Genomic DNA, 25,511 nt, shown 5'->3' with positions numbered 1-25,511 from the left:
AGGGAAAATCATGCACGCACTTTCCGGCAAACGCGGTCTCATCATGGGGGTGGCCAACGATCGGTCAATTGCTTGGGGCATTGCCAAAGCCATGTCCGAAGCAGGCGCAGAGCTGGCCTTTACATATCAAGGCGAAGCCTTCGGCAACCGATTGAAACCTCTGGCCGAAAGCATCGGTAGCGATTTCATGGTCGATGTTGATGTCACCGACGATGCCTCTCTTGATGCGGCATTTGAACAGCTTGCAGAACGTTGGCCGACCATTGATTTCATCGTGCATGCTATTGCTTATTCAGACAAGACTGAGCTTACCGGCCGTTTTTTGAATACCAGCCGTGCAAATTTCAAGAATTCAATGGATATCTCAGCCTATTCATTCATTGAAGTTGCACGCCGTGCTTATCCGATGATGCAGGAAAATGGCGGCACCTTGCTGACTCTGACCTATCTGGGGTCAAACCGTGTTGTACCAAACTACAACGTTATGGGAGTAGCAAAGGCTGCTCTGGAATCTGCGACGCGGTATCTTGCCAATGACCTTGGTCCTGATGGTATCCGTGTCAACGCGATTTCCCCAGGTCCGATGAAGACATTAGCGGGAGCGGCAATTGGCGGCGCGCGCAAAACCTTCAAGCATACAGATCAAAATGCCCCCTTACGGTCTAATGCGACGCTCGAAGCCGTTGGGGGAACCGCTGTGTATTTGGCGTCTGATGCAGGTGCCTGCACAACAGGAGAAGTTATCCGCGTGGATGGCGGCTTTCACGCATTGGGCATGCCACAGCCAGATCATCTCTGATCCCAGTATTCTTACCTGTTCAAAGCTTGGCACCCCAAAAGTGGTGCCAAGCAAATCGATACAAGACCTATTTTTGTCTCAATTCAATCGATTGACACAAGCTCGACATCAAAAATCAGGTCTTTGCCCGCCAAGAAATGATTTGCATCGAGCGTAACACTCTCTTCTGAAATCTCGACTACGGTAACCGGCAATGCCTGCCCATCTGGAGTTTGCATCTGCAACTGAATGCCAACTTCAAGTGGAATATCCGCGGGAACATTTTCACGCGGAATTGCCTGGCGTGCCTCTGGATTGATCGGCCCGTAGGCCTCCATGGCCGGAATTTCCAATACCTTTTTGTCTCCGACAGCCATCCCAATCATGCCTGCGTCCATGCCTGCAATGACCTGGCCCGCGCCCACTGTGAATTCAAGCGGCTCACGCCCTTCTGAACTATCAAAGACTGACTGATCAGTCAGTTTGCCTGTGTAATGGATACGAACCGTATCCCCGTTTTTGACTTCAGTCATCCTTGCTCCGTTCAGATCCATGAGTGCTAAAGAGACACACTAGCGGAGCACAACGCCTTGTAAAGCAAAGTGATCGTATTCTTATAGAAAACACATTGTATTCTCAAAGTAACACGGGTGTACTTTCACCCTTCATGCTGACTTTTCGTGTGCAAGCATAGTTGTTGGAGGCGCGTTTAATGTCATTTTCGACCTACGTCTTTGATGCCTATGGTACGCTGTTTGATGTGACAGCCGCAGCAAGACAAGCCGCAAGAGAGTCCGATTTTCCGGAACTGCAAGATATCTGGCGTGATCTAGCACAACATTGGCGAACCAAACAGTTACAATACACTTGGTTACGCGCGGTGACACACGCCCATACCGATTTCTGGGAGGTGACTGAAAATGGGCTGGATTGGGCGCTAGAAGCAACCGGACTTGCAGACGACACCGCACTTAGAAAGAGGCTTTTGGATCTTTATTGGCATCTACAGGCTTATCCTGAGGTTCCTGCGCTTTTGGAAACACTCAAAACACAAGGGCATAAAACTGCAATCCTCTCCAACGGCTCCATGAAAATGCTGGACGCAGCATCACGCTCTGCTGGCATTGCACATCATTTGGACGCTCTTCTCTCCGTAGACACTGTGGGCGTGTTCAAACCTGATGCCCGTGTCTACGATTTGGTTGAGGCGTATTTTGGCTGCACAAAACAAGACGTCCTGTTTGTTTCCTCAAATGGTTGGGATGCTGGTTGTGCCACCGGATATGGGTTCACCACCGCTTGGGTTAATCGGAGCGCAGAACCAATAGACCGCCTGCCTTGGAGGCCACATCATATTCTTACCGACCTGACAACAATTCCAGACCTGCGTTAACAGATATGCCTTATTTCAAAACTTCAGATGGGCTTTCGCTCTCATACACAGATCAGGGCACGGGAAAACCGATCCTTTGCCTTGCAGGGCTCACTCGTTGCAGCCTTGATTTCAGATACTTTGAACCACATGCCAACAAGTATCGTATGATCACTCTCGACTCTCGCGGGCGTGGCGCATCGCAATACGATAGCAATTACATGAACTACAATGTCTTGCGGGAAGCGCAGGATGTCGTTGAATTGCTGGATCATCTATCCCTTGCAAAAACTGCAGTATTAGGAACATCACGCGGTGGATTGATCGCAATGACACTTGCAGCAATCGCTAAAGACCGATTGTCAGGTGTGATCCTCAACGATATTGGTCCAGATCTCCCAAGCGTTGGGCTACAACGCATCATGGAGTATGTTGGACGGCCTCCCACAGCCAAGACCCACGAAAGCGCAGCTGCGCAGCTTAAGACCGCAATGACACCTGCCTTTTCAAACGTGCCCTCAGAACGATGGTTAGAGGAAGCTCGGACATTCTACACGCAAACAGAAACAGGCCTGACTTTACGTTATGATCCTAAGCTGCGTGATGCGATGATTGAGCAGGCCAGCGCAGGCCCCCTACCCGATCTCTGGCCTGTCTTTGGTATGCTCGCAGATCTTCCTCTTGGTGCGCTAAGAGGTGGCCAATCAGATATCTTAACTGCAGCAACATTTGCCAAAATGCAGACTGAGCGACCAGACATGGTATGTGCTGAACTTGCAGATCGCGGGCATGTGCCTTTCTTGGATGAGACCGCATCATTGCGTGTGATCCACAGTGTAATGGAGCAAATCATATGACAAGTTTTGCTCTGATCCAGTCAGCAGCAGAACGTGTTTCCCAACATGCGCGCGTAACGCCGCTCTTATGTTCTCCCATGTTGGATATGATCGCCGGTCGGCACCTTCTCGTCAAAGCAGAATGCCTACAGCATACCGGATCTTTTAAGTTTCGTGGCGGATGGGCGGCCGTTTCTGCACTCAAACCTGATGCGTTAAAACGCGGCGTACTCGCCTATTCCAGCGGCAACCATGCCCAGGGTGTCGCAACTGCGGCAAAAGCCTTTGGTGCGCCAGCCGTAATCATCATGCCAAAAGACGCACCTGATTTAAAAATAAACAACACCCGCGCATTGGGTGCCGAAGTCATACTTTATGACCGCGCAGGTGGTGAAAGCCGTGAAGCCGTCGGGGAAACCATTGCCCAAAAGCGCGATCTCACGTTGATACGGCCCTATGATGACCCACAGGTTATAGCAGGTCAGGGTACAGTCGGATTAGAAATCGCAGATCAAGCGTCAGAGCTTGGCATTCGCGAGGCTGAAGTCCTCGTTTGTTGTGGAGGTGGTGGCTTATCAGCAGGGATCGCTCTGGCGCTTGAAAAGCGCGCTCCACAGATGCGTGTTCGGCCAGTGGAGCCAAAAGGTTTTGAGGATATGGCCCGCTCACTGAAACAGCATGAGGTAACCAGCAATTCAAAGCTAACAGGTTCGATTTGTGACGCCATATTAACACCGCGCCCCGGCCAACTCACATTTCCCATTCTCACACGGCTGGCTGGCTCTGGCATAGTGGTCAGCGACGAAGATGCACTTTGCGCCATGGCTCTGGCCTATCAACATCTGAAGATCGTACTTGAACCCGGTGGCGCTGTCGCATTGGCTGCGGCGCTTTTTCATGGTGCCGCAATACAAACAGATGCAGTGATTGCGGTTGCCACAGGTGGGAATGTATCAACTGAAATCTTTCAGAAAGCGCTCACCCTCCTCCCTGACTGCGAACGCAGATACACACAATGATATAGTGCGTCCCCCGACAGAACGTTCTAGGAGTAAGCCAAGATAAATATGAGGCGCTTCCATGCAACGTGCAGATCTTGGTGATGTCCAGATAAACTATGTGATTGAAGGCAGCGATACAGCACCCACCCTTGTCTTTGCACAGGGCTTAGGGTGTGATTTGCGGATTTGGAAACAGGTCGTAGAACGTCTTCCCAAATCACTTAGAATTCTGCGGTATGATATGCGCGGCCATGGGCAATCCTCTTGCCCAGAGCCTCCTTATCGCATGGGCAATTTAGTGCGCGACAGTGAACGCTTATTGGACCACCTTAATATCCGCGATAGCCTGTTTGTTGGCCACGGTTTAGGCGGCATGGTAGCGCAGGGGCTCGCAATCAAGCGGCTTGACCAGATAAGAGCGATGGTCTTGTCAAATACAGCTGCGAAACTCGGCATGGTTGATATGTGGGAAACACGCAGCGCACAGGTCCTAGGCCACGGCGTAAGCGCGTTGGAACAAGACACTATGAAACGCTGGTTCACACGCGCTTTTTTAAAATCAAATGAGATCGCTCCATGGCGAGATATGTTTTTAAGCCAACCTGAAAATGGCTATGCAGGCAGCTGTGCTGCTATCGCTGGCACTGACTTTTACACCCCAACAAGCGGACTCCGCCTTCCTGCACTTGGTATTGCAGGAACTGAGGATGGCGTGACCCCAGCAGATCTTGTACGTGAAACTGTCGGATTGATTCCAGGCAGCGACGTCGCCATTGTACGCCGCGCAGGGCATTTGCCCAGCGTCGAACAGCCAGACACCTATACACAGCTGTTAATGGAGTTCATTGATCGAACAGGTCATCTTGGCATCGCTAGATAACCTCGGCTATGAAAACCCAACTCAAACAATATCCTTAAAGGAAACCCCATGGCCGCATCGCTTTTTGACAGCCAGCTCTATGGCTCACTCGTATCACCTGGCGATGCAGGTCGGTTGTTCTCAGACAGCGCTGAAGTCCGTGCAATGCTTTTGGTATTAGGGGCAATCGCAAAAGCACAAGGCGCGCGTGATCTTATCCCGGCAGAAAGCGCCGCAGCCATCGGGCGCGCTGTGGTTGAGGTTGCAATAGACCCTAGCGCTTTGCGCAAAGAAACGGCCCGTAAAGGAACTCCAGTGCCTGCGTTGGTCGCAGCCCTACGCAGCGAAATGAATGCTCCCGAACACGCACAATTTGTGAATTGGGGAACAGCGGTACAAGATGTCACAGACACCGCACTCATGTTACGCTTGCGTCAGATCCTGAACCTGCTTGAGGCAGATCTCAAATTGATTGCAGACCTGCTCACTAAAAAGGGCATTTCCAGCAGTGCAATCGTGTCTCTACTAGGCGCATTGCCCGACCTGCGCGCATCTTGTCTCTGTGTCTCTTTTTCTGGTGACCTAGAGGCCGTTCCAGCAAACGTATTACCTGACATTCGCGCCGCACTCGCAGAAGGTCTTGCCCTCGCTGACCCCAAACGCGATTGGCACAACGACCGCGAAGGCATTTACCACATCATCGATTGGCTACAGAATTGCTCTGACACACTGATCATCTTGTCGAATACCGAAGAAGAGCCAAATCCCCAACTTCGCGCGCTCACACTCCAAAGCCGCGCTTTGGTGAGCACTGTAAAAACCGGCCCTCAATTCGCCGAATTGCTTTGCCTGCCACACATCGCCCTAAGCGCCTGCGCAACCACATACGCCATTCGAAAATCCTTACAGCCCCCTGAGTAAGACGACATACTTTGCAACTCGGCAGCACTAAAGCCATAAAGGGGGGCATATCCAACCCTCTAAGCGGAGTTCAATTAACTTGCCTTCATTGCCCATTGATGTGCCTCGCGCCGCCGCTTTTATGAAAACTTTTGGGCATGAGGGCCGCTTGGCCCTTCTGTGCCATTTGATGAATGGCGAACATTCGGTGCGCGAATTAGAGATCGCGCTGGGAGCACGCCAAGCAGCCGTTAGCCAAATGCTGGCCCGTTTAAGAGACGATGGACTGGTCTATGCACGCCGATCGGGCAAAACCATCTACTACAGTTTAAGCAATCAAAATGCTGCGACATTGCTAGAGCTGGTACAGGAATTGCATCCTAGCCCAAATCAACTGGACACATAGCCCGCCACCACTTGCAATAATTTAAATGCGGTAGAAGCGTCATGCTCAACAACAGCAAAAAACTCTTCTTCACCAATCCGCAAACAGGTCAGATCTGATTTTGCAATCATCGTCAATGCACGCGGCTCTTTCCTGATCAAGCCAAGCTCACCCGCTAAGCGCCCTGCCCCCAAAGTCACAATAAAACGATCATCGCCACTTTCCTGTGGCAGATAAAAGTCTGCTTCCCCATCGAGGATCATATAGGCACCGTCAGACGCTTCTTCATCCTTGCGAAACACAACATGACCTGCATCTGCCGTGTACCAGCGCGCACCAAACGCTAAAAGACGCAACTGGCGCCTGTTCAACCCGGAGAAAAGCTCTGTCTGTTCAAGCGCACGCAATTTTCGTGCCAGATCAGCACTCCCCGCCCCATCTTCGCTGATACTTTCGGTTGCCGCATCACTAACCAAGCGGCCTTGGCGCATTTCATAGAAAGCATCAAATACCTCTGGTTGCTCAAATGACGACCCAAGATAGACAAGCGTGGTATCGGGCAGCAGCTTACGCAGGTTCTTATGAACGGCCACGCGTGTGTCCTGATCATAACTGGCCATAGCACTGTCCAGAATGAGAATATCAGGTCGTTTAATTGTCGCACGAGAAAAGGCCAAAGGTTCGGCAAAACTCGCCGCCAGACCCTGACCACCAACTGCAATTGGCAAATCAAAAATCAATTGGACAACAAGGTCTCGCAAACCATGTTCGATCAGAATATCAGAAACCAACTTACGAAGCTCTTCTCCCTTGGCTCCTGCAGAGTCGGAAATTTTACCGTACAAAGCGTTTTCCAGAACTGTGAGGCCTGGTGCAATACGATCCGGATGAATCGGTGTAAAACCCTGCCCCAGAGCCGCGAGCAATTCACTTCCATGATTGCGCCGGAACCCCAAAATGCGGGTTTTCATTTCTTCGCTAAACGCAGGGCCAATCTGTTCTGCTGAAATGCTAAATGGGACAATCAACAGACGCGCAAGCTCTTCTCGTGTCAGCGCGTGAGAGCCACCTTCACGAGTTTTTTCGACCAAAGCCAACGCCGCTTCATAAGCAGAGACATCCAGCCCAAGTTTGCGAAAGAGCGGATGGTCGGTCCCATCCAAGCCAAAGATCTGACGCAGAACATCTACAACATCCTGGGTCAAAGACACCAAATCATCGTCTAATTTCAGCGCAACAAGCCGGTCCAAAAAAGCGACCTGTTTCTGCACCATATCTATCGTCACAGGTTGACGTACGGTGGCAAACAACAGGTTTTCAGCAACAGGCATTGCTGGGTTATAAGCATCGTCATCAAAAAAGTAGACCTGTTCGTCACTGCAAGCCGCGCGTATCGCAGCTTGGACAGTTGGGCGTAAGGCAATCAATCGTTCTGCCAATTTTGGATGGCGCAGGATATCAAATTTTTGTTCTACACCGCGCCGAAACAGAGCAGTATCAGATCCAATGCCTTCGACAAGTTTAAGCCACCAGTTACTCAGCTCCATCTCGTTGGTAAATCCAGCCAGTTCCGGGTTTAGCCATGAGGTGTCGAAAGGATCACCACTATTCCCAGCCCTCAGGGATTTCGCATGGGCCGTGGGATCTGTGCCAGCACCTTGTGGATGCGTTCGCATCGGCATCATGACATTGTCACCAAACGATCCCTGAAACAGAACAGGACGCGACGTCGCGTGCCCAACACGCGCCGAAATAATACTTTGATGAAGATCACTTAGATCATGACCATCAATCAGGACGCGCCCATTTGTGGGCAGAACTTCGCGTGTCAATAGATCCGCCAAGGCTCGGCGATCTTCTTCAGATGGCGCAGCAATCCCAACCACACCACCCTTAGGGAGGGTCGCATTAAGATCTTCGAGAACAAGATTCCCGTCGCCATCACGCACGTTTACATTTTCCAAAACAACATCACCGTCAAGACGGATCAATTCTTTGGGCTCACCTTCCATCAGTTCCTTACGAACCATACCTTGTGGCGCAAAACGCTCTAGAATAATTTCCCAACGCAGGCTCATATCTTGGGTCTGGTTGTAATAGGCAAGCAACTCTTTCCAGGGTGAGGCAAGGTCTTTATACGCGGCCAGTGCCGCAACCAAAGCGCCAAGGGAGACTTTGCCCTGCAAAACCAGAAACCCACCGACGGAATAGAAGAAAAAAGGTGTAAGCTGCGTTATGAAGTTATTGATAAACTTCATAAAGAATTTCTTCTGATAGATTTCGAAGCGGATATCATAAAGACGCCCAAGACGATCCGTTATAACCGAGAGGCGATACCGCCATCCCCCATTGATCCGCAACGTAGACGCGCCCGCAGCACTTTCGCCGATTTCAGACGCAAGCGCACGCACCTGTTTAATCCGCTTTTTATTCAGCAGGTTAATACGTCGCTGCAGCATCGGAATGAGCCACCCCTGCAATGGGATCAGGGCAATTGCCGCAAGACCAAACCAGATGTTTTGCAGAAACAGAAAGTACAAAATCGTCAACATCTGACCGGCCTGCAAGACCGGCTGGCTGACCGCATCGCCCATCAGACCACCCATAGGTTCGCTCTCAGAGGTAACCATCGATACCAGCTCACCCTGGCTGACACGTTCGAAATAAGGCTGTGGGAACCGGAGAACGCGACCAATCAGCAGATATCTAAAACGGCGCAGCATCCGCTCAGCGAGAACACCCTTCATGGTGTTGATGCGCATTTTCAAAAGCCCATGCGCTAATACTGATAACAGGAAAGCGCCACACAGCATCCACAGAAAGGTCAGCTGATCAAAGCTTTGCCCCATAAACTCAACCATACCGGTTTGCGAACCGATGGCATCATTAATGATCCGCTTGGGCAGCTCCAGCGTGAGATATAGGATTGGAAACAGACAGGCCGTTACAACCAGCAAAATGAGCTGATCACGTCTCGAATATTTCCAAATGAAACGAAAAAGCGTGCGTTCTATAGGTCTGCTCCGAATATCGCCAAACTCTAGCTCTCTTGTGCCTACCCCGGAAGCACCAGATCAGGCAATGGCAGGTTCATATGAAAAAACCTTCAAGGCTCGAACGCAACGTGCTATTGGCGTTGCTGGGAAAAATCCGTAAGGTTCAATCGAATACATCCCTGACGAGGACTGCCACTTGCCTGATCATGTCGGATCTCTGCTACTGCTACTGTGCCTTTTGCAGGTCAAACATATGTTTGCCGACTTTTTTTTACAGACACCACGCATGTTATCAGGACGTGGAGCCTACTTGCATCTCGGGCGGGCACAACACGCAACTGTACATTTTGCAGGAAGCGTCATCGCGCTTTTGATCATGGCAGCACCTTTGGTTTTTTTACTGACGATCTGCATTATTGAATGGATAATCCACTTCCACATTGATTACGGAAAAGCCAAATACAATGAACGGAAATGTCTGACCCCAACCCAATCACTATTTTGGTGGGCAATGGGGACGGACCAAGCCCTGCATCAGCTTACATATGTTGCGATGGGCTGGGCTTGGTGTGCTTTTGTGTTGAGCTAAGCAACATCAGTCGCAAGGTATAGATGCCACGTTCTCAACCAAATGTATTAGATTTCGCGACGATAAATAAAGCAACGCCCTTCGACGGCATCCTGTGGCAGAGGCTGTTCAACCAAGTTTTCAAAATACATACGGTCTGATGAAACCATTAGCCCGCCGACAGCCAACAGTGGTTCAACCAATGGTGAAACGAAGCGTGCAAAGATATCATTTTTCTCTCGATTATGCCCGCCAAGATCAGCATGGATTAGGCTAGCTCCGTCAGGAAAACGATCCGTTGCAGCTGGCAAGGTCTCACGAACATCCCCTAAAATAGTCAGCTCTTCAGGTGGAATACTGTCGGGGTGAGCCCCAACTGCACGTTCAAAAACGTAGACATCACGATCTACGATATGTGATTTCATATGATGATATGTCCTACCATTCCCCAGCCCAAGCTCAAATACTGGCTGTGTCATTCCTGAAGTCTGAGCAATGGAATGGTCAAGGCAAGCGCGTTGTGAAACCATACGGTGAATAAAAAGGTCCAGTCTTGTGATCATGGTCACGTTCCTTTTGCAATCTCTTGCGATATAGCCATAAACATCCGAAAGCTGGGTATAAATGACAAAATCGTGTTGAGCCGTGTTGGTCTTTTTCCTTTGATAAAACTTGGTAGCGCTCGCAAAGTAGCATGAACGGCCGAACGGACCGACAAAAAACAACCCGCAAAGGGTTTGACGAAGCTCATGTGTCACGCGATGCTAGAGTAAACAGGGAATGATGGGATCGGTATGACGGCTCAGAACAATGGGGCAGAAACACCCCTTTGGACAGATGTGTGACAATTACGAATGAAGCCACTTCTGTCTGTCGAAAACCTCAGCATTGCGTTTGGTGCTCAAACGCCTGTTGTCCAAAATGTAAATTTCGCTGTGTCTTCAGGCGAAACGCTTGCTCTTGTCGGCGAGAGTGGGTCTGGAAAAACACTGTCTTGCCGCGCGGTGTTACGTATCTTGCCACGTGCGGCCCAGATCACCTCTGGACGTATGCTACTAAATCTTGGTCAAGAAGAGCGAGACCTGGCCCAACTAAATGATCGGCAGATGCGTGATATTCGCGGAAATTCGGTGTCGATGATTTTTCAGGAACCGATGCGGTCGCTCTCCCCCTTGCATAAAATCGGCAATCAGGTCAGCGAAGTCCTTTGGTTGCATGGTGGTCAAAAAGGAGCGGCAGCGAAAAAAACCGTCTTGGATGTGTTTGAACGCGTCGGCTTTCCTAATCCAGAGCGCACATTTCGATCCTACCCGTTTGAACTCTCGGGAGGCATGCGGCAACGCGCGATGATCGCAATGGCCATGGTGGCCAAGCCAAAACTCTTGATAGCAGATGAACCCACAACCGCCCTAGACGTGACAACACAGGCACAGGTTTTGGGTCTGATGAAAGATCTGCAACGTGAAACTGGCATGGCGATGATCCTTGTCACTCATGACCTCGGTGTTGTTGCGAACATGGCTGAACACGTCGTCGTCATGCACAAGGGGCGCGTGATGGAAGCAGGAGAAGCTCCTCCGATCCTCACTAATCCTGCACATGCCTACACAAAGGCGCTTTTTGATGCAGCACCCGAAATCCCAGAACAAGCTGCAGTGGGCCTACCCGCTTCACGAGAAGACCCTATTCTAGAACTGAAATCAGTCGCAAAAACATATACTTTGCGTGCAGGCAAAGCTTGGACTGCTCCGACCATGATCCAAGCCTGCCAAGGCATCGACTTGACTCTACCGCGTGGTAAAACACTCGCGGTGGTTGGGGAAAGCGGATCAGGTAAGACAACCGCAGCCCGGATGGCATTGGGGGCAGAAGCACCCGATCAAGGCGGTGAAGTCCTCTTTCACCCTGCGCAAGGTGAGACAGTACAGGTCCATGATATGGATCACCCAACCCGACTTGCCTTTCAGCGCAGCGCACAAATGGTTTTTCAGGATCCGTATTCCTCGTTAAGCCCCCGTATGCGCATTCAGGATACGCTGACAGAACCTTTAGAAATCCATCACGTTGGCAACAAATCCGACCGGCGCGACAAGGCCAATGAAATGCTGCGTATGGTTGGATTGAGCCCTGATATGTTAAAACGCTATCCTCATGCGTTTTCGGGAGGCCAACGCCAACGACTATCTATTGCACGTGCACTCATGTTAGATCCGGCGCTTCTAGTCTGTGATGAGCCCACATCTGCTCTTGACGTTTCCGTGCAAGAGCAAATTCTGACACTGTTAGAAGATATTAGAGATCGCAAAAATCTGTCTTATCTTTTCATCAGTCACGACCTGGCAGTTGTAGCACGCATTGCGGATGAGGTCGCAGTCATGCGCCGCGGGCTTGTTGTCGAACAGGCCCCACCAGAGACGCTTTTTTACAATCCACAACACCCCTACACTAAGGCACTGATCGCGGCTCAACCTGAGCCGGATATCAATCGCCCTATCAATCTCAAACTGGTGGCACAAGGAGCTGGGTCGCCTGAAGCTTGGCCAGATGCGTTCCGGTTTTCTGGCCTCACAGCACCGCCTCTGATTCAGTTAGAGCCCGGCCATAAGGTACGTTGTCATGTTTAATCAATCACGCAAACTTTTTGGCCTCATCTTCGCTTGTGTCACCACGCCCCTTGTCGCTTTTGCCGATCCAATACCACAAGAAGGTGATTTTTGGCGCTCAGAAGTAAATGCCGGCCATCTGCCACCTGTGTCAAAGCGCTTACCTGAGACCCCCTTGATCGTTGATCTTGCTGCCAAAGGTCGCTCATTCGGCGTGCATGGCGGCACTTTGAACACAATGGTCAGCCGCTCCAAGGACATACGACAAATGGTTGTCTATGGATATGCGCGTTTGATGGGATATGATCAAAACTACAAGCTTCGTCCAGATCTATTGCTCGCCGCAGACAATGAAGACAATAAGCGGTTTACTCTGCACCTGCGGCCCGGACACCACTGGTCAAGCGGTGATCCTTTCACCACTGAGGATTTCCGGTATTGGTGGGAAAGTGTTGCAAACCACCCAGAACTCAGCCCTGCAGGCCCCCCTGATTTCTTGTTGGTCGATGGAAAACCACCAACTGTCAGCTTTCCAGATGCAACCACAGTTGTATACGAATGGGAGAGTGCAAACCCCCAGTTTTTACAGACCCTTGCCCAAGCACGCCCTCCATTCATTTACCGCCCCTCAGCATATCTGAAGCGTTTTCATGCGGATTTCACTTCTCCCGAAGAGCTTGCAGATGAAGTGAGCTACGCACGCGTCAAATCCTGGGCGGCTCTGCACAATAAACTCGACAACATGTATAAGTTCGACAATCACGAACTTCCCACATTGCAACCGTGGATGAATGCTTCCTCTGGGAAAAAGATCCGCCATCAGTTTGTACGCAATCCGTACTATCACCGTATCGACAGCAATGGCATCCAGCTTCCCTACATCAACACTGTTGAAATGGAGATTGTATCTGGTGGGTTGATCGCCGCAAAATCCAATGCAGGAGAGGCGGATCTACAGGCACGTGGGTTGGGTTTCCGGGATATTCCGATTTTGCGCAAAGGTGAAAATGACGGGGGCAACTACAAAACCCTGCTTTGGGGCAGTGGAGCCGCCTCACAAATCGCAATCTATCCTAATCTGAACGTGACTGATCCCGTATGGAAGCCAATCCTGCGCGATGTACGGGTAAGACGTGCGCTTTCACTGGCCATCAACCGTCGTGCTATCAACAAAGCGCTGTATTTCAAGCTAGCCAAACCAGGTGCAATGACCGTACTGGAGAAAAGCCCCTTTTACGAAGATAAGATGCGATCAGCTTGGGCGCAGCAAGATATGGAGCTGGCAAACGCACTGCTGGATGAAGTGGGCCTGAACGAGCGCGACTCTTATGGTATTCGGATTTTACCGGATGGGCGCAAAATGGAACTCGTCGTAGAAACGGCAGGTGAGCGTCAAGAGGTTGAAAACGCTTTACAAATCATCGCCGATGATTGGAATGACATTGGCATCAAATTGGTCATGCGCCCTCTGGACCGCGACATTTTACGAAACCGCGTTTTTTCAGGCACCACCATGGCTTCGGTCTGGTATGGCTGGGACAATGGCCTACCGCAAGCCTACACCTCTCCAGCCTATTTAGCGCCGACAGATCAGGTGTTTCTGGCATGGCCCAAATGGGGACAATACTATCAAACAGGTGGAGATGTTGGCGAAGCGCCAGATCTCCCAGAAGCACAGCGACTGATGGAGCTGATGCATGATTGGGAGCGTGCAACAAACGATGAGGCACGTACAAAAGCCTGGCATGAGATGTTAGAAATTCACGCGGATCAAGTTTACGCTATTGGCCTTGTCTCAAACGCTCCACAGCCGGTTGTGGTCAATCGCAATCTCCGCAACGTACCAGAGTTCGGCCTTTGGGCCTGGGATCCGGGCGCACATTTTGGCATTCACCGCATGGATGAGTTTTTCTTTGAAGGCGGCAAAGGCTGATGGGAATACTGCGTTACGCGATCTATCGCTTTGGCACCATGCTGTTGACATTGTGGGTGGTCTCCATCCTCATCTTTGCCATTATCAACTTGCCACCGGGCGATTTCCTCTCAAATCAGATTGCCGAGCTGCAAGCCACAGGCCAATCAGCTGGTGTGGCCAAAGCTGAATTCTTGCGCACCGAATACGCGCTGGATAAACCCCTATGGCAACAATATATGATCTGGATGGGGTTTATGCCGGGACCACACGGGTTTTCAGGCATGATCCAAGGCAACTTTGGCTGGTCATTTGAATTTGATGCCCCGGTTTCGGAAATTGTCGGTGACAGTCTTTGGATGACTGTTTTGGTCAATCTCGCGGCAGTGGCATTTGTCTATATGGTTGCACTGCCATTGGGTGTCCTCGCTGCGGCGCGCTCACGCACTTGGGTAGATTATACCTCCGCTTTTGTTGGCTATCTGGGTCTCGCAACCCCGAATTTTCTCTTGGCTCTGATCTTGTTCTATTACGGGCATCGCTACTTTAATCTGCCGATTGGCGGACTGATGGACCCAATCTATGAAAACGCGCCCATGAGCTGGGATAAAGTGAAATCCATTCTGCTCCATCTGATTGTCCCCACATTTGTCATTGGCACATCTGGAGCGTCAGCCATGATGCAGCGCCTGCGGGCAAATATGCTTGATGAGCTCGGCAAACCTTATGTGGAAACCGCTGTCGCAAAAGGGCTCGCTCCCCGCAAAATGCTCACCAAATATCCACTGCGCGTGGCCTTTAATCCCTTTGTTGCGGATATTGGTAATCTGCTGCCGTCCATGGTCTCTGGATCCGTTCTGGTTTCTGTCGTGCTTGGCTTGCAAACCATTGGTCCCGATCTCCTTCAAGCACTCAAATCACAAGACATGTTTCTCTCGGGGTTTGTCTTGATGTTTGTCGCGCTTCTTACGTTGATCGGGACCATGGTTTCCGATGTTCTCTTGGTCCTATTGGATCCCCGCATTCGCTATGAAGGGCGCAAATAAATATGAGTCAGTACACCGATGATCGTTTCGTCGATGATGCGCCCTATGACGCGGAAGCAGCCCTGCAGCAACTTGAACGCAAGGACTTGGACGCGCCAAACTGGATTCTGGTATGGCGAAAATTCAAAACACACCGTTTGGGTCTGCTCTCCGGTGTGTTTCTGCTATTTTGCTACTTGATCCTTCCTTTTATCGGTTTTGTAGCGCCTTACGGTCCCAATGATCGCAACAGCGAGCATCTGTACTCCCCGCCCCAAAACGTAAAATTGTTTCATGAAGGTCAGTTCCTTGGACCCTTTATCTATCCAATGACATCCGAGGCCAATCTCGAAACCTTTCAGTGGGAGTTTTCCCCAGACCTTGAAAACCCACAAAAGCTAAGGTTCTTCTGTGAAGGTGCGCCTTACAAGGTTGCAGGCCTGATCCCTGCAGACACACATCTGTTTTGCCCGCCGGAAACTGAAATCCCCTTTTTCCTTTGGGGGTCCGACCGTCTGGGCCGCGATATCTTCAGTCGTATTCTCTACGGAGCTCAGCTATCTCTCACGGTTGGCCTAATCGGGATTACAGTATCGTTCGTCTTGGGCATCTTCTTTGGCGCTGTTGCTGGCTATTTTGGTGGTGCAATCGACTGGGTGATCAACCGCGTGATCGAAGTTTTGCGCTCTCTGCCTGAACTTCCTCTCTGGCTCGCTTTATCTGCAGCGGTTCCATCCAATTGGTCGCCCGTTGCTGTGTTTTTCGTGATTTCAATCATCTTGGGCTTACTCGACTGGCCCGGACTTGCACGATCTGTGCGTGCAAAATTCTTGTCCCTGCGTGAAGAAGAATATGTGCGCGCCGCAGAGATGATGGGAGCTTCTTCTGGCCGTGTAATCCGCAAACACCTGCTGCCCAATTTCATGAGCCATCTCATCGCGTCTGCAACCCTTTCTATCCCAGCTATGATCCTCGGGGAGACGGCCCTATCGTTTCTTGGCCTAGGACTACGAGCCCCCGCAGTCAGTTGGGGCGTTATGCTGAACGACGCCCAAAACCTTGCCAACATCGAAATCTACTGGTGGACCGCTATTCCGATGCTGCCAATTGTAATTGTGGTACTGGCTTTTAACTTCTTAGGTGATGGGTTGCGCGACAGTTTAGATCCATATCAGCAATAAATTCTGGAGAGAGCACAGAGGCTTGTCTTGCAATCAGATCCTGATCAAGCGCTCACTTATGTACCAAAAACCTAGGGCAATAACTTTTACCCTAGATAGGCATCACGCAACGTCTGAATGCGGCGCCACACGCTCTTTAAAACAGGAGCTGGCTAAAAGCATCTTGTGGCCCTATTCTGAGGGCCGCAGCTAATCTGCTACGACCCTCAGAATATTCTCAAAAATAAAAGATATCTTCGCGAAGGGTGTTTTACACCACCTAGTCACCATCACCATGCATGTCGTCCAAAAAGTCTTCATCGATAGCAGCCTGCACTGCACCTACAGCTGCCTCTTTCTTTTTGGGGCTAACTTCGCCTTCTTGGTCTGGTGCCAAACGCACCGTCACCTCACGGTGTGCAAACTTGATCCCTTCACGTGTAAAGAGCTCGCGAATTTCCTGAAACACTTTCTTGCGGACCAACCACTGATCTCCAGGTTTCGTCATGAACTTCACTCGAATGATCATTGCAGAATCCTGCATTTCGATCACACCCTGCGATTTCAAAGGTTGAATGAAATTGTCACCGATCACCGGATCCTTCAGCAGTTCTTTCCCTAGTGTCTTAATCAGTTTTCGCACACGCTCGACGTCTGTATCATAAGTTACCCGCAAAGGTAATTTCATCATGACCCAATCCCGTGAATAGTTGGTAAGAACCTTAATCTCACCAAATGGGATCGTGTGCAGCGCACCTAAGTGATGTCGTAGTTGGAAAGACCGGACTGAAATCTTTTCAACCGTCCCTTTCACGTCACCAATATCAATATATTCGCCTTTGCGAAACGCATCATCCACAAGGAAGAACGCCCCAGAGAAAATATCACGTACAAGCGTTTGTGACCCAAACCCGACTGCAAGGCCAACAACACCAGCACCGGCAAACAGGGGGCTAACATTGATCCCAAGTTCCAGCAAGGCGATCAAGACGATGGACACAATCACGACTGCTAGAATAGCGCCACGGAACAGCGGTAAAAGCGTGGCTAAGCGCGAAGCTCCGCCCGCTCCGCCTTCATCTCCCAGCTCCGCTTCGGGCAGGTCACCGGTTTCTTCATCAATTTTGCTATCAATCCAAATCCGGAAAAAGTGGTAGACAATATATCCGATAAACAAGACCGCAATAACATCAATGCCGCTCTCGACCGCAGTGCTTTCCATCCATTCAGCATCTGGGTTCCACACAAATAACAGCGCAAAAATACCAACCATAAACGCAAGGATACCTGCAACACGACGTGCAAGATCCTCATAGCTTGATATAGGATGTCTGACGGGAACAGCGGGCGTTTCTTCCAACACCTCATCAGAAACGCTGTCTTCTCCCGTTTCCAAGCCTTCAACGTCAGATTCAGCAATCTCCTCCAAATCAGCTGCATGGAATCTACGCTTCTTAGACATGCGTTCAATTGCATAGTTCATCACCCCGTAGACAACCAAAATGGACGTCAACACCAGATAGGTGCCTGCCATAAGCGGCACAGACACATTATGTTCAAGCACCAGATCGAAAACCAGTTCCAGCCATCCAAAAACCATGTAGGCGACAACCACAGGGGCCCAGGCCACAGCCAATACCCGGATCAGCCATGAACACTCTTCCTTGTGGCGCCCCGCACGGATCGCGCCTGAAATTGCGCGCGCATTGACAAGAACCATGAGCACATTGCCACAGGCCCCAACCAAAGCTGTTACCCCATAGACCAATGCGTAGACGTTGTAATTCAGACCAAAATCACCCACCCATGTCGTAAACAGAACAGCGCAGATATCATAAGTGGCCAGAAAGGCAGCCCATAAATACAGGCGCTTTGCGTCACGATCAGACAGGACAGGCACCCGGTATTGGCTAAGATAAGGCGACAGCACCATCCGCCATAAATCTGACGCAGTACTGGCAAGAAAATAAGCAGCAAAGATTGCGGTTACCGTAAAGGCAATAGAGCTATCTTCTGCAGGTCCAAAAACAATGCGCCCAACCGAGAGTGCGAACACCATCGCAAAGATTGTCGCTCCGACGCCCATGAAAAACCGATAAACAAGAAAAGGCACTTTTTCCGCATAACCGTCAGGCTGTTCTTTGATACGTGCGACAACATATTGTTTGGCGATACGCTTTCCATATATTTCAACCGATAGCCAACGCCCAATGAGAAGAAACAAAATGCTCCAGCCCAGGATCTCAACATAGGTCACAATACGCCCGTCTGGGCTGGTTTGCTGCAAGATGTACTGCACTTCGAAAATAGAATAAGGAAGAGCTTCAAGACGGCTGTTGAACTCTTCTCGGAATGCATCGACCTCCGACTGAACCTTCATCAGCGACGAGGGGCTATCCATCATATTGGTGCTTTCAGCTTCACCTGCGCCTTCCTCAGGCAGCGACAACAGTTGCCCGCTGCTGTCGACCACAACAACACCCACACCATTTTCAGCAGCTTCTGAAATCACCTCTGCCAGCACAGACGAATTATCTGCATCTTGCGCGTCAACGCTGGTCCCAAAGAGAATAGAGCTAAGCAAAACAACGCTGAGCAATATACTCAGAAACAAGCGTGCGAGTGTAAACATTGCGGGCCTTTCCCTGCCTTAAGTACCAATTTGCTTTATCTTATTCTCTGCCAAAACCAAGCCCAACTGCAATTTAATGCAACAAACACTTGTGAACTTTGTTTGATTGTTCACAGAGAGCGATGCACTTATATTACAAAATGCACTTGAAACGATCCGTTCCCGCTTGCGGAATAGGCAAAAAACTGTACGGATGGTCAGGAATAGCTGTACGCGCCACAGATTTGGCGCATAAGAAAGAATGACAGAGATCGACCTGAAATAGGTTGGACTGCGTGGACTGAGGCGTAAGATGGTCGCAAACACAGGGCAAAGTGACGTCCGGGACCTTTGTGATCGTTGTATCCTTACGGCCAAGGGACCTATGGCTCAATCTTTCGGGGGTAACTTATGACCTCAAAAATCTTACAGTCACCCACCCACTGTAGAAAAACAGATCCCAATCCCACAATACGTGGCCCGCGTATTATGCTTTACAGCCATGATACATTTGGTCTTGGTCATCTCCGCCGTTCACGTGCTCTGGCGGCAGCCATCACCTCAGCCTCATCAGGGGCCTCCGCGCTGATCCTGACCGGCTCTCCGGTTGCTGGTCGCTTTGCCTTTCCAAGTCGGGTCGATCACCTGCGACTTCCCGGCGTTATCAAACGGGCAGATGGGTCCTATGCGTCACGAACCATGGGCATGGATATTGATGAAACCACCGATTTGCGCGCTAATCTTATCCTCTCATCCGCCCAAAGCTACGCCCCGGATGTGCTGATCGTTGACAAAGAACCAAATGGGTTTCGTGGTGAACTGATGCCAACGCTTGCCCATCTGAAAGAGCATCACGAAACAAAACTGGTTTTGGGACTACGCGATGTTTTAGACGAACCAGAAGTCTTGGCCGCGGAATGGGAACGCAAAGATGCCCTACGCACGACCGAGACTTTCTACGATGAGATCTGGGTCTATGGCACGCGTTCAGTTTATGACCCGACGCAGGGTCTTGAGCTGAGTGCATCAGCACAAAATCGGATGCACTGGACCGGTTATCTGCGTCGCGATCTTGGCGAAATTGATCCTCCACCGGAACAGCCTTATATTCTGATAACACCCGGCGGCGGCGGCGATGGGGCTGCGATGGTAGATTTGGTGCTATCGGCATATGAGCAATCGTCCGATTTAGAACCACGGGCGGTGCTGGTGTATGGCCCATTTTTGTCCGGCGAGACACGTGAAGAGTTTGAAAGACGCGTTGCAGCTTTGAATGGTCGTGTCACTGCGGTTGGATTTGAATCCAAGATCGAAACGCTCTTTGCAGGAGCCCAAGGCGTGGTCTGCATGGGAGGGTACAACACCTTCTGCGAAGTTTTGTCGTTTGATAAACCAGCCGTTATTGTCCCCCGAACCACCCCCAGGCTGGAACAATGGATCCGTGCCAGCCGCGCCGAAGAGCTTGGCCTCATCGCAATGCTGGACGAGCAGCGTGACGGGCTGACACCCGCCTCCATGGTACGCGCAATCAAAGCCTTGGCTCAGCAAAAACTGCCATCAGCCGCCGCTCAGTCAGAAGGTCTTCTTGATGGTCTCGATTATGTAACAGCGCGCGTTGCTGCTTTGTTGCAGGGTACAGTCTCAAAGGCTGCAGAATGACAAATACACCTCCGCCTCTTGCGGTGCTGGTCAAAGGATGGCCGCGCCTCTCTGAAACGTTCATCGCTCAAGAACTCGTCGCACTCGAACGCGCAGATGTCCTCTTCGAAATATGGTCATTGCGCCACCCCACAGACAAGAAACGCCACCCCCTGCATGATCGCCTGCAAGCACGGGTCCGCTATTTGCCTGAGTACCTGTATCAGGAACCTGATCGAGTCTGGAACGCCCGCATCACAGCGCAAAAACTGCCGGGATATGCCGAGGCCTATCGAATCTGGCGTGCCGATCTGCGGCGCGACCCAACAAAAAACCGCATTCGCCGGTTTGGTCAGGCCTGCGTGCTTGGTGCAGAAATGCCCACCGAAGTGCTGGGACTTTATGCGCATTTCTTGCATACTCCCTCATCCGTCGCACGCTACGCAGCGATCATGCGCGGACTACCCTGGAGCTTTGCAGCACACGCCAAGGATATCTGGACATCGCCAGACTGGGAATTGCGCGAAAAGCTCTCATCTAAAACGCATGGAGCCATATTTGGGGCAACTTGCACAGGTTTTGGGGCAAAACACCTTCGGGATCTGTCAGATGGTACCCCTGTCGATCTTATCTACCACGGATTGGATCTGTCCCGTTTTCCAGCGCCACCGGCGCGTCGCACTCGCAGTGCTGAAGCACCTTTGCGTCTTATGTCAGTCGGTCGGTTGGTCGAAAAAAAAGGGTTTGATCGTCTAATTGATGCGCTCGCGCTCTTGCCTCAGGATCTGAAATGGCATTTCACTCATATTGGCGGAGGTGGTCTTCTGGATTTACTTCAGGATCAGGCCGCTGATGCAGGCATTGCCGATAAAATAATCTGGCGTGGCCCGTGTGATCAGCCAGAGGTCATTGACGCCATGCGAAACAGCGATCTCTTTGTGTTGCCAAGTCGCATTGCTGAAGACGGTGACCGAGATGGGCTGCCGAACGTCCTCATGGAAGCGGCCTCCCAACGGTTGCCAATTCTCTCAACAGCTGTTTCAGCCATTCCTGAATTCATTACATCTGGCACGCATGGTGTGCTCAGCTCGGACGAACCGGAAAAACTCTCTGAAGCGTTGCTGTATATGGCACGAAACCCTGAAAAAGCTTCAGAAATGGCAGAAGCTGCTTTAGCACGGCTACGTCAGGACTTTGGCATGGATCCGGGCATTCAGCAGCTGAAAACACGCCTAACCTCTATGCTGAACGCTGAATGAAGAGGGGCAAGCCCCCATGCATCGGGTTTTATGCCCCGATGAAACCTCCTCACCATCCGGTTCCGTCCGGCGATCGCGAAATGGCGCGCAATCTTATCGCGCTTTTGCAGCCCCGTGCGACAGTACATTTAACCAGTACGTTTTCAAGCCGGGACAAGTGGGGAAATGATCAAGTACAATCCCGTTTGCTCTCTGATGCTCAGGATGAGGTTCGGCGCCTCAATGCCTCTCTGCCTGCTCTGGACCTATGGGTCACTTATCACAATTACTACAAAGTGCCGGACCTGATTGGTCCTCATCTCGCGCAGCAACGCGGGATTCCCTATGTGCAGATCGAAAGCACACGCGCAAATAAACGGTTGAACGGGCCATGGGATCGTTTTGCACGGGCTGCCCATGCCGCAGCCAACGCTGCAGATGTGATCTTTTATCTCACTGAAAACGACCATGAGACTCTGCAAAAAGACAAACCTGACCATCAGACACTCGTGCATCTGCCCCCTTTCCTACCGATTAACCACCTTCCTGAGGCGTCAGACCTGAAAGGTTCAATGCTCTCCGTAGGGATGATGCGTTCGGGCGATAAACTCGCCTCATATCAGCTGATTGCAGAAACTTTAAAGCATGTGCCTATAGACTGGACCCTAAGCATTGCAGGCGATGGACCGGCCCGCTCAGAGGTCGAAAAACTCATGGCGCCCTTTGGCACACGTGTCACGTTTTTAGGTCAATGTAATGCGCAAGACCTCGCAAACGCCTATCAGAACGCGTCTCTCTTTCTATGGCCCGGCGTCAACGAAGCCTTTGGCATGGTGTATTTAGAGGCGCAATCTCATGGGCTTCCTGTTGTCGCCCAGGATCGACCAGGCCTGCGTGACATCATAGCACCACACAATAAATCCGCCTTGACCTCAATCAGTGCAGGCGGCTTGGCTCTTGCACAAGAAATTACCTCTCTCTCAACTGAAACTGAACGAAACCTGCGCAGTCAAGACAGCCGCGACTACATCAGCAAAAACCACATTGCCCCAATAGCAGCTGATCTCCTTTGGGGCGCACTCTCCCCTCTGTTGGAGCACACTTCATGATCCGCCTTGCTCTTTTGCGTCATGGTCACACATCTTGGAACCGTGCAGGCCGCATTCAGGGGCGCAGTGATATCCCACTGGATGGCGCCGCCCGGGCCGAGCTTGCTGAACAACGCCTGCCCACCCCATGGGATACTGCCGATTTATGGGCAAGCCCCCTTGCACGTGCTGATGAAACCGCGCGGCTGATCAGCCATCAAACACCTCAAACAACAGACGCACTGGTGGAAATGAATTGGGGGCAATGGGAGGGACAATCTTCTGTAGCTTTGTCCTCTGATCCTCAAAGCGGCTTTCGCGACATTGAGCATTGGGGGTGGCACTACCGTCCACCAGGCGGGGAAACCCCAGCAGAAGTGTGGAGTCGCCTGCAACCTTGGCTCACCAGCCTTACACAAGACAGTGTTGCGGTCTGTCACATTGGGATCATGCGTATGATATTGGCACGTGCCTATGGGTGGAATTTTGACGGGCCTGCCCCTTTTCGTATAAAACGCAATCGTTTGTTTGTAGTAGAGGTGAGTGAAGCCGGCTTAACGCCATGGTCCTCACCTGTCAGGCTGGAGCAACGGATCAAAGGAACAACAGAATGAGGGTGCAAATACTTGTTACGCATTTGTTGGGCACCGGGCATCTATCGCGCGCCTTAACCCTTGCCCGTGCGTTTCAAGATGCAGGCCATCAGATAGAACTGATCTCAGGGGGCGGACCTGCGCCACAGCTCAACACCACCAGCCTATCCTTTGTTCAACTTCCCGCACTGCGATCCGATGGTGTAAATTTCACACGTCTGTTAACCCCAGAAGGCCGCGACGCTGACACGGCGTATTTACAACAGCGAACAGATCAACTGATCAAAACCATTCGCGCTTTTCAGCCCGAAATCTTGATCACAGAGCTTTATCCGTTTGGCCGTCGTAGTCTGCGTTCGGAGTTCATCGCGGCACTAGAGGTCGCCAAATCGTTAGACCACCCAGCCACCGTTCTGGCCTCTATCCGCGACATCCTCGCCCCGCCCTCAAAGCCCCCAAAAGCGGTAGATGCCGATACTATCATCGCACAGTATTACGACGGTGTTCTGGTCCATTCAGATCCCAATACAACTCAACTCAATCTCAGTTGGCCAGTGTCAGCTATGCTCGCAAGCAAGCTCCACTACACTGGCTTTGTCGCTCCTCCTGCCCCCACAGAGCATCCGCACCAATTGGGTGCTGGTGAAATATTAGTCAGCGCAGGCGGTGGCAATGTCGGCGATGCACTTTATCGCACAGCGCTAGAGGCCGCAAAGGCAACGCCCGAGTTGACATGGCGCCTATTGGTTGGCGGCATTGAAGCAGCGGCCCGGATCGTGACATATCAATCGCTGAACACCCCTGCGCTCATAGAACCTGCCCGCCCCGACTTTCGTCAAATGCTGTGTCACGCTAAAGCATCAGTCAGCATGTGTGGATATAATACTGCGCTAGATCTGCTACAAACGGGTTGCCCAGCGATTGTCACCCCGTTTGATGCAGGAAATGAAGTGGAACAATCCCTGCGCGCAAACGCTTTGTCCCAACTGCCTGGAATCGCCACAATTTCAAGCGCAGACCTGACAGCAACAACCTTGCTTAGTGCCGTGAAGAAGGTTTGCGCCGATCCACCACGCGAAATTGACCTGTCACAATTTGACGGCGCCACACAAACTGTGACACTGGCCTGTGAGATCGCAAAGCACATGCAATCACGCAAAGGTTTCAGATGACACCGCAGATCGAACCAGATTGGTCTCGGCTCGAAGAAGAGTTTGAGGTTTGGAAACAGGAAGGCCGTGTCCTTCCTTTGTGGTGGCGTGATGATGATGCAATTGCGCCCACAACAGAGCTTGAAACTCTGTCGCTCCTGTCTGAGAAAATGGGCTTACCTGTCCATCTGGCCATTATCCCAAAGTTTGCCCAACAAACTCTGGCGGACACGCTTGATGACACCTTCATCCCTGTCGTGCATGGCTGGTCCCACGAGAACCACGCCCCGTCGGGGGAAAAGAAAATGGAATTCGGAGAGCATCGCGCTTTGGAAACTCTTCTAAACGATGCAAATACCGGGCTGGAACGTTTGCAAAACTTGTTTGGCGGAAAAGTACAACCAATGTTTGTGCCACCCTGGAACAGGATCTCCCCTGCCATTACACAGAATCTTGCTTCACTCGGCTATCATGCGATTTCGACTTTCACACCACGTAAACACGCTCTCGCGGCGCGCAATCTTTCTCAGGTCAACACACACCTTGACCTGATTGACTGGCGCGGTGGGCGGTCATTAGTGGCCCCGCAAATATTGGTGGATCAACTCACCTGTGATCTGCAGGACCGCCGCTTTGGAAAGACGGATGCAACCGAACCCTATGGTATCTTAACCCATCATCTGGTGCACGACCCAAGCATATGGTGGTTTACCGAAACCCTTGTGGAACGCCTCCTTGCAGGCCCCGGCCATCCTTGGCACTTCACACACGCCCACGCGGCGCCGTAACAACAGGAA

At 51.2% G+C, this 25,511-nt stretch carries 22 protein-coding genes; 18 read left to right on the top strand and 4 right to left on the bottom strand.

Annotated elements, in window-relative coordinates; all coding sequences use genetic code 11:
- The first annotated feature begins 10 nt into the window (after nucleotides 1-10).
- Nucleotides 11-799 carry an enoyl-ACP reductase FabI gene (locus BLP79_RS01525; protein ID WP_170830436.1) on the top strand — a complete coding sequence of 263 codons (789 nt, stop codon included), beginning with the start codon at nucleotides 11-13 and terminating at the stop codon, nucleotides 797-799.
- Between the two features lie 83 nt (nucleotides 800-882).
- Here the strand turns inward: BLP79_RS01525 and BLP79_RS01520 are convergent, their stop codons facing one another.
- Entirely contained in the window at nucleotides 883-1,311 is a 429-nt protein-coding gene (locus BLP79_RS01520; RefSeq protein ID WP_090215682.1) for an FKBP-type peptidyl-prolyl cis-trans isomerase, read from the bottom strand.
- Between the two features lie 179 nt (nucleotides 1,312-1,490).
- Here BLP79_RS01520 and BLP79_RS01515 point away from each other — a divergent pair, with 179 nt between their 5' ends.
- The 6 genes from BLP79_RS01515 to BLP79_RS01490 all read left to right on the top strand — a co-directional run bounded on the left by BLP79_RS01515 (nucleotide 1,491) and on the right by BLP79_RS01490 (nucleotide 6,152).
- Nucleotides 1,491-2,171 (top strand): haloacid dehalogenase type II, encoded by a 681-nt coding sequence (locus BLP79_RS01515; protein WP_090215131.1) that lies wholly within the window; start codon nucleotides 1,491-1,493, stop codon nucleotides 2,169-2,171.
- A 5-nt stretch (nucleotides 2,172-2,176) separates the two neighbouring features.
- The gene (locus tag BLP79_RS01510) at nucleotides 2,177-3,007 is read left to right on the top strand and encodes an alpha/beta fold hydrolase (protein WP_090215128.1); all 831 of its coding nucleotides are present in this window, start codon (nucleotides 2,177-2,179) and stop codon (nucleotides 3,005-3,007) included.
- Complete coding sequence (locus BLP79_RS01505; RefSeq protein WP_090215125.1) at nucleotides 3,004-4,005, top strand: threonine ammonia-lyase; 1,002 nt, start codon at nucleotides 3,004-3,006, stop codon at nucleotides 4,003-4,005. The genes BLP79_RS01510 and BLP79_RS01505 overlap by 4 nt, the downstream gene beginning before the upstream one ends.
- Nucleotides 4,006-4,066: 61 nt before the next feature.
- Complete coding sequence (gene pcaD / locus BLP79_RS01500) at nucleotides 4,067-4,867, top strand: 3-oxoadipate enol-lactonase (protein ID WP_090215124.1); 801 nt, start codon at nucleotides 4,067-4,069, stop codon at nucleotides 4,865-4,867.
- Nucleotides 4,868-4,915: 48 nt separating this feature from the next.
- On the top strand, nucleotides 4,916-5,767 hold the full coding sequence (locus tag BLP79_RS01495) for a lyase family protein (RefSeq protein ID WP_090215122.1): 852 nt from the start codon (nucleotides 4,916-4,918) through the stop codon (nucleotides 5,765-5,767).
- A 121-nt stretch (nucleotides 5,768-5,888) separates the two neighbouring features.
- Nucleotides 5,889-6,152: an ArsR/SmtB family transcription factor gene (locus BLP79_RS01490; RefSeq protein ID WP_090215679.1), complete on the top strand. Its 264-nt coding sequence runs from the start codon at nucleotides 5,889-5,891 to the stop codon at nucleotides 6,150-6,152.
- Here the strand turns inward: BLP79_RS01490 and BLP79_RS01485 are convergent.
- Nucleotides 6,137-9,091, bottom strand: a complete 2,955-nt coding sequence (locus tag BLP79_RS01485) for an ABC transporter transmembrane domain-containing protein (protein ID WP_090215119.1) — start codon at nucleotides 9,089-9,091, stop codon at nucleotides 6,137-6,139. The genes BLP79_RS01490 and BLP79_RS01485 overlap by 16 nt on opposite strands.
- Nucleotides 9,092-9,323: 232 nt before the next feature.
- Between BLP79_RS01485 and BLP79_RS01480 the strand changes: the two genes are divergently transcribed.
- Complete coding sequence (locus BLP79_RS01480; protein ID WP_090215116.1) at nucleotides 9,324-9,716, top strand: DUF3307 domain-containing protein; 393 nt, start codon at nucleotides 9,324-9,326, stop codon at nucleotides 9,714-9,716.
- A gap of 47 nt (nucleotides 9,717-9,763) precedes the next feature.
- Here the strand turns inward: BLP79_RS01480 and BLP79_RS01475 are convergent, their stop codons facing one another.
- Nucleotides 9,764-10,258 (bottom strand): class I SAM-dependent methyltransferase, encoded by a 495-nt coding sequence (locus BLP79_RS01475; RefSeq protein ID WP_090215114.1) that lies wholly within the window; start codon nucleotides 10,256-10,258, stop codon nucleotides 9,764-9,766.
- Nucleotides 10,259-10,549: 291 nt separating this feature from the next.
- Between BLP79_RS01475 and BLP79_RS01470 the strand changes: the two genes are divergently transcribed.
- From BLP79_RS01470 to BLP79_RS01455, 4 genes are read left to right on the top strand one after another with little or no spacing between them, the layout of a single operon-like run.
- On the top strand, nucleotides 10,550-12,319 hold the full coding sequence (locus tag BLP79_RS01470) for an ABC transporter ATP-binding protein (RefSeq protein ID WP_090215112.1): 1,770 nt from the start codon (nucleotides 10,550-10,552) through the stop codon (nucleotides 12,317-12,319).
- Entirely contained in the window at nucleotides 12,312-14,231 is a 1,920-nt protein-coding gene (locus tag BLP79_RS01465; RefSeq protein WP_090215110.1) for an ABC transporter substrate-binding protein, read from the top strand. The genes BLP79_RS01470 and BLP79_RS01465 overlap by 8 nt, the downstream gene beginning before the upstream one ends.
- Nucleotides 14,231-15,256 (top strand): ABC transporter permease, encoded by a 1,026-nt coding sequence (locus BLP79_RS01460; protein ID WP_090215108.1) that lies wholly within the window; start codon nucleotides 14,231-14,233, stop codon nucleotides 15,254-15,256. The genes BLP79_RS01465 and BLP79_RS01460 overlap by 1 nt, the downstream gene beginning before the upstream one ends.
- Before the next feature lie 2 nt (nucleotides 15,257-15,258).
- Entirely contained in the window at nucleotides 15,259-16,416 is a 1,158-nt protein-coding gene (locus BLP79_RS01455; protein ID WP_090215104.1) for an ABC transporter permease, read from the top strand.
- A 259-nt stretch (nucleotides 16,417-16,675) separates the two neighbouring features.
- Here the strand turns inward: BLP79_RS01455 and BLP79_RS01450 are convergent, their stop codons facing one another.
- Nucleotides 16,676-19,027, bottom strand: coding sequence for a mechanosensitive ion channel family protein (locus BLP79_RS01450; RefSeq protein ID WP_090215100.1), 2,352 nt, complete (start codon nucleotides 19,025-19,027; stop codon nucleotides 16,676-16,678).
- Between the two features lie 468 nt (nucleotides 19,028-19,495).
- Between BLP79_RS01450 and BLP79_RS01445 the strand changes: the two genes are divergently transcribed.
- Genes BLP79_RS01445 through BLP79_RS01420 form a run of 6 tightly spaced genes read left to right on the top strand, consistent with a single transcriptional unit; the run spans nucleotide 19,496 to nucleotide 25,502 of the window.
- Nucleotides 19,496-20,665, top strand: coding sequence for a glycosyltransferase family protein (locus BLP79_RS01445; protein WP_090215097.1), 1,170 nt, complete (start codon nucleotides 19,496-19,498; stop codon nucleotides 20,663-20,665).
- Nucleotides 20,662-21,903 carry a glycosyltransferase family 4 protein gene (locus BLP79_RS01440; RefSeq protein WP_090215094.1) on the top strand — a complete coding sequence of 414 codons (1,242 nt, stop codon included), beginning with the start codon at nucleotides 20,662-20,664 and terminating at the stop codon, nucleotides 21,901-21,903. The genes BLP79_RS01445 and BLP79_RS01440 overlap by 4 nt, the downstream gene beginning before the upstream one ends.
- A gap of 38 nt (nucleotides 21,904-21,941) precedes the next feature.
- Entirely contained in the window at nucleotides 21,942-22,991 is a 1,050-nt protein-coding gene (locus BLP79_RS01435; protein WP_232716333.1) for a glycosyltransferase family 4 protein, read from the top strand.
- Nucleotides 22,988-23,584 (top strand): histidine phosphatase family protein, encoded by a 597-nt coding sequence (locus tag BLP79_RS01430; protein WP_090215087.1) that lies wholly within the window; start codon nucleotides 22,988-22,990, stop codon nucleotides 23,582-23,584. Before BLP79_RS01435 ends, BLP79_RS01430 begins: the two co-directional genes overlap by 4 nt.
- On the top strand, nucleotides 23,581-24,735 hold the full coding sequence (locus BLP79_RS01425; protein ID WP_090215084.1) for a glycosyltransferase family protein: 1,155 nt from the start codon (nucleotides 23,581-23,583) through the stop codon (nucleotides 24,733-24,735). Before BLP79_RS01430 ends, BLP79_RS01425 begins: the two co-directional genes overlap by 4 nt.
- Complete coding sequence (locus BLP79_RS01420) at nucleotides 24,732-25,502, top strand: polysaccharide deacetylase family protein (RefSeq protein WP_332835856.1); 771 nt, start codon at nucleotides 24,732-24,734, stop codon at nucleotides 25,500-25,502. The genes BLP79_RS01425 and BLP79_RS01420 overlap by 4 nt, the downstream gene beginning before the upstream one ends.
- Nucleotides 25,503-25,511: the final 9 nt, after the last annotated feature.

Origin of the sequence: Epibacterium ulvae (assembly GCF_900102795.1) — a bacterium.
GTDB classification, from domain to species: Bacteria; Pseudomonadota; Alphaproteobacteria; order Rhodobacterales; family Rhodobacteraceae; genus Epibacterium; species Epibacterium ulvae.
This window is presented reverse-complemented; position numbering and strand designations above follow the sequence as displayed.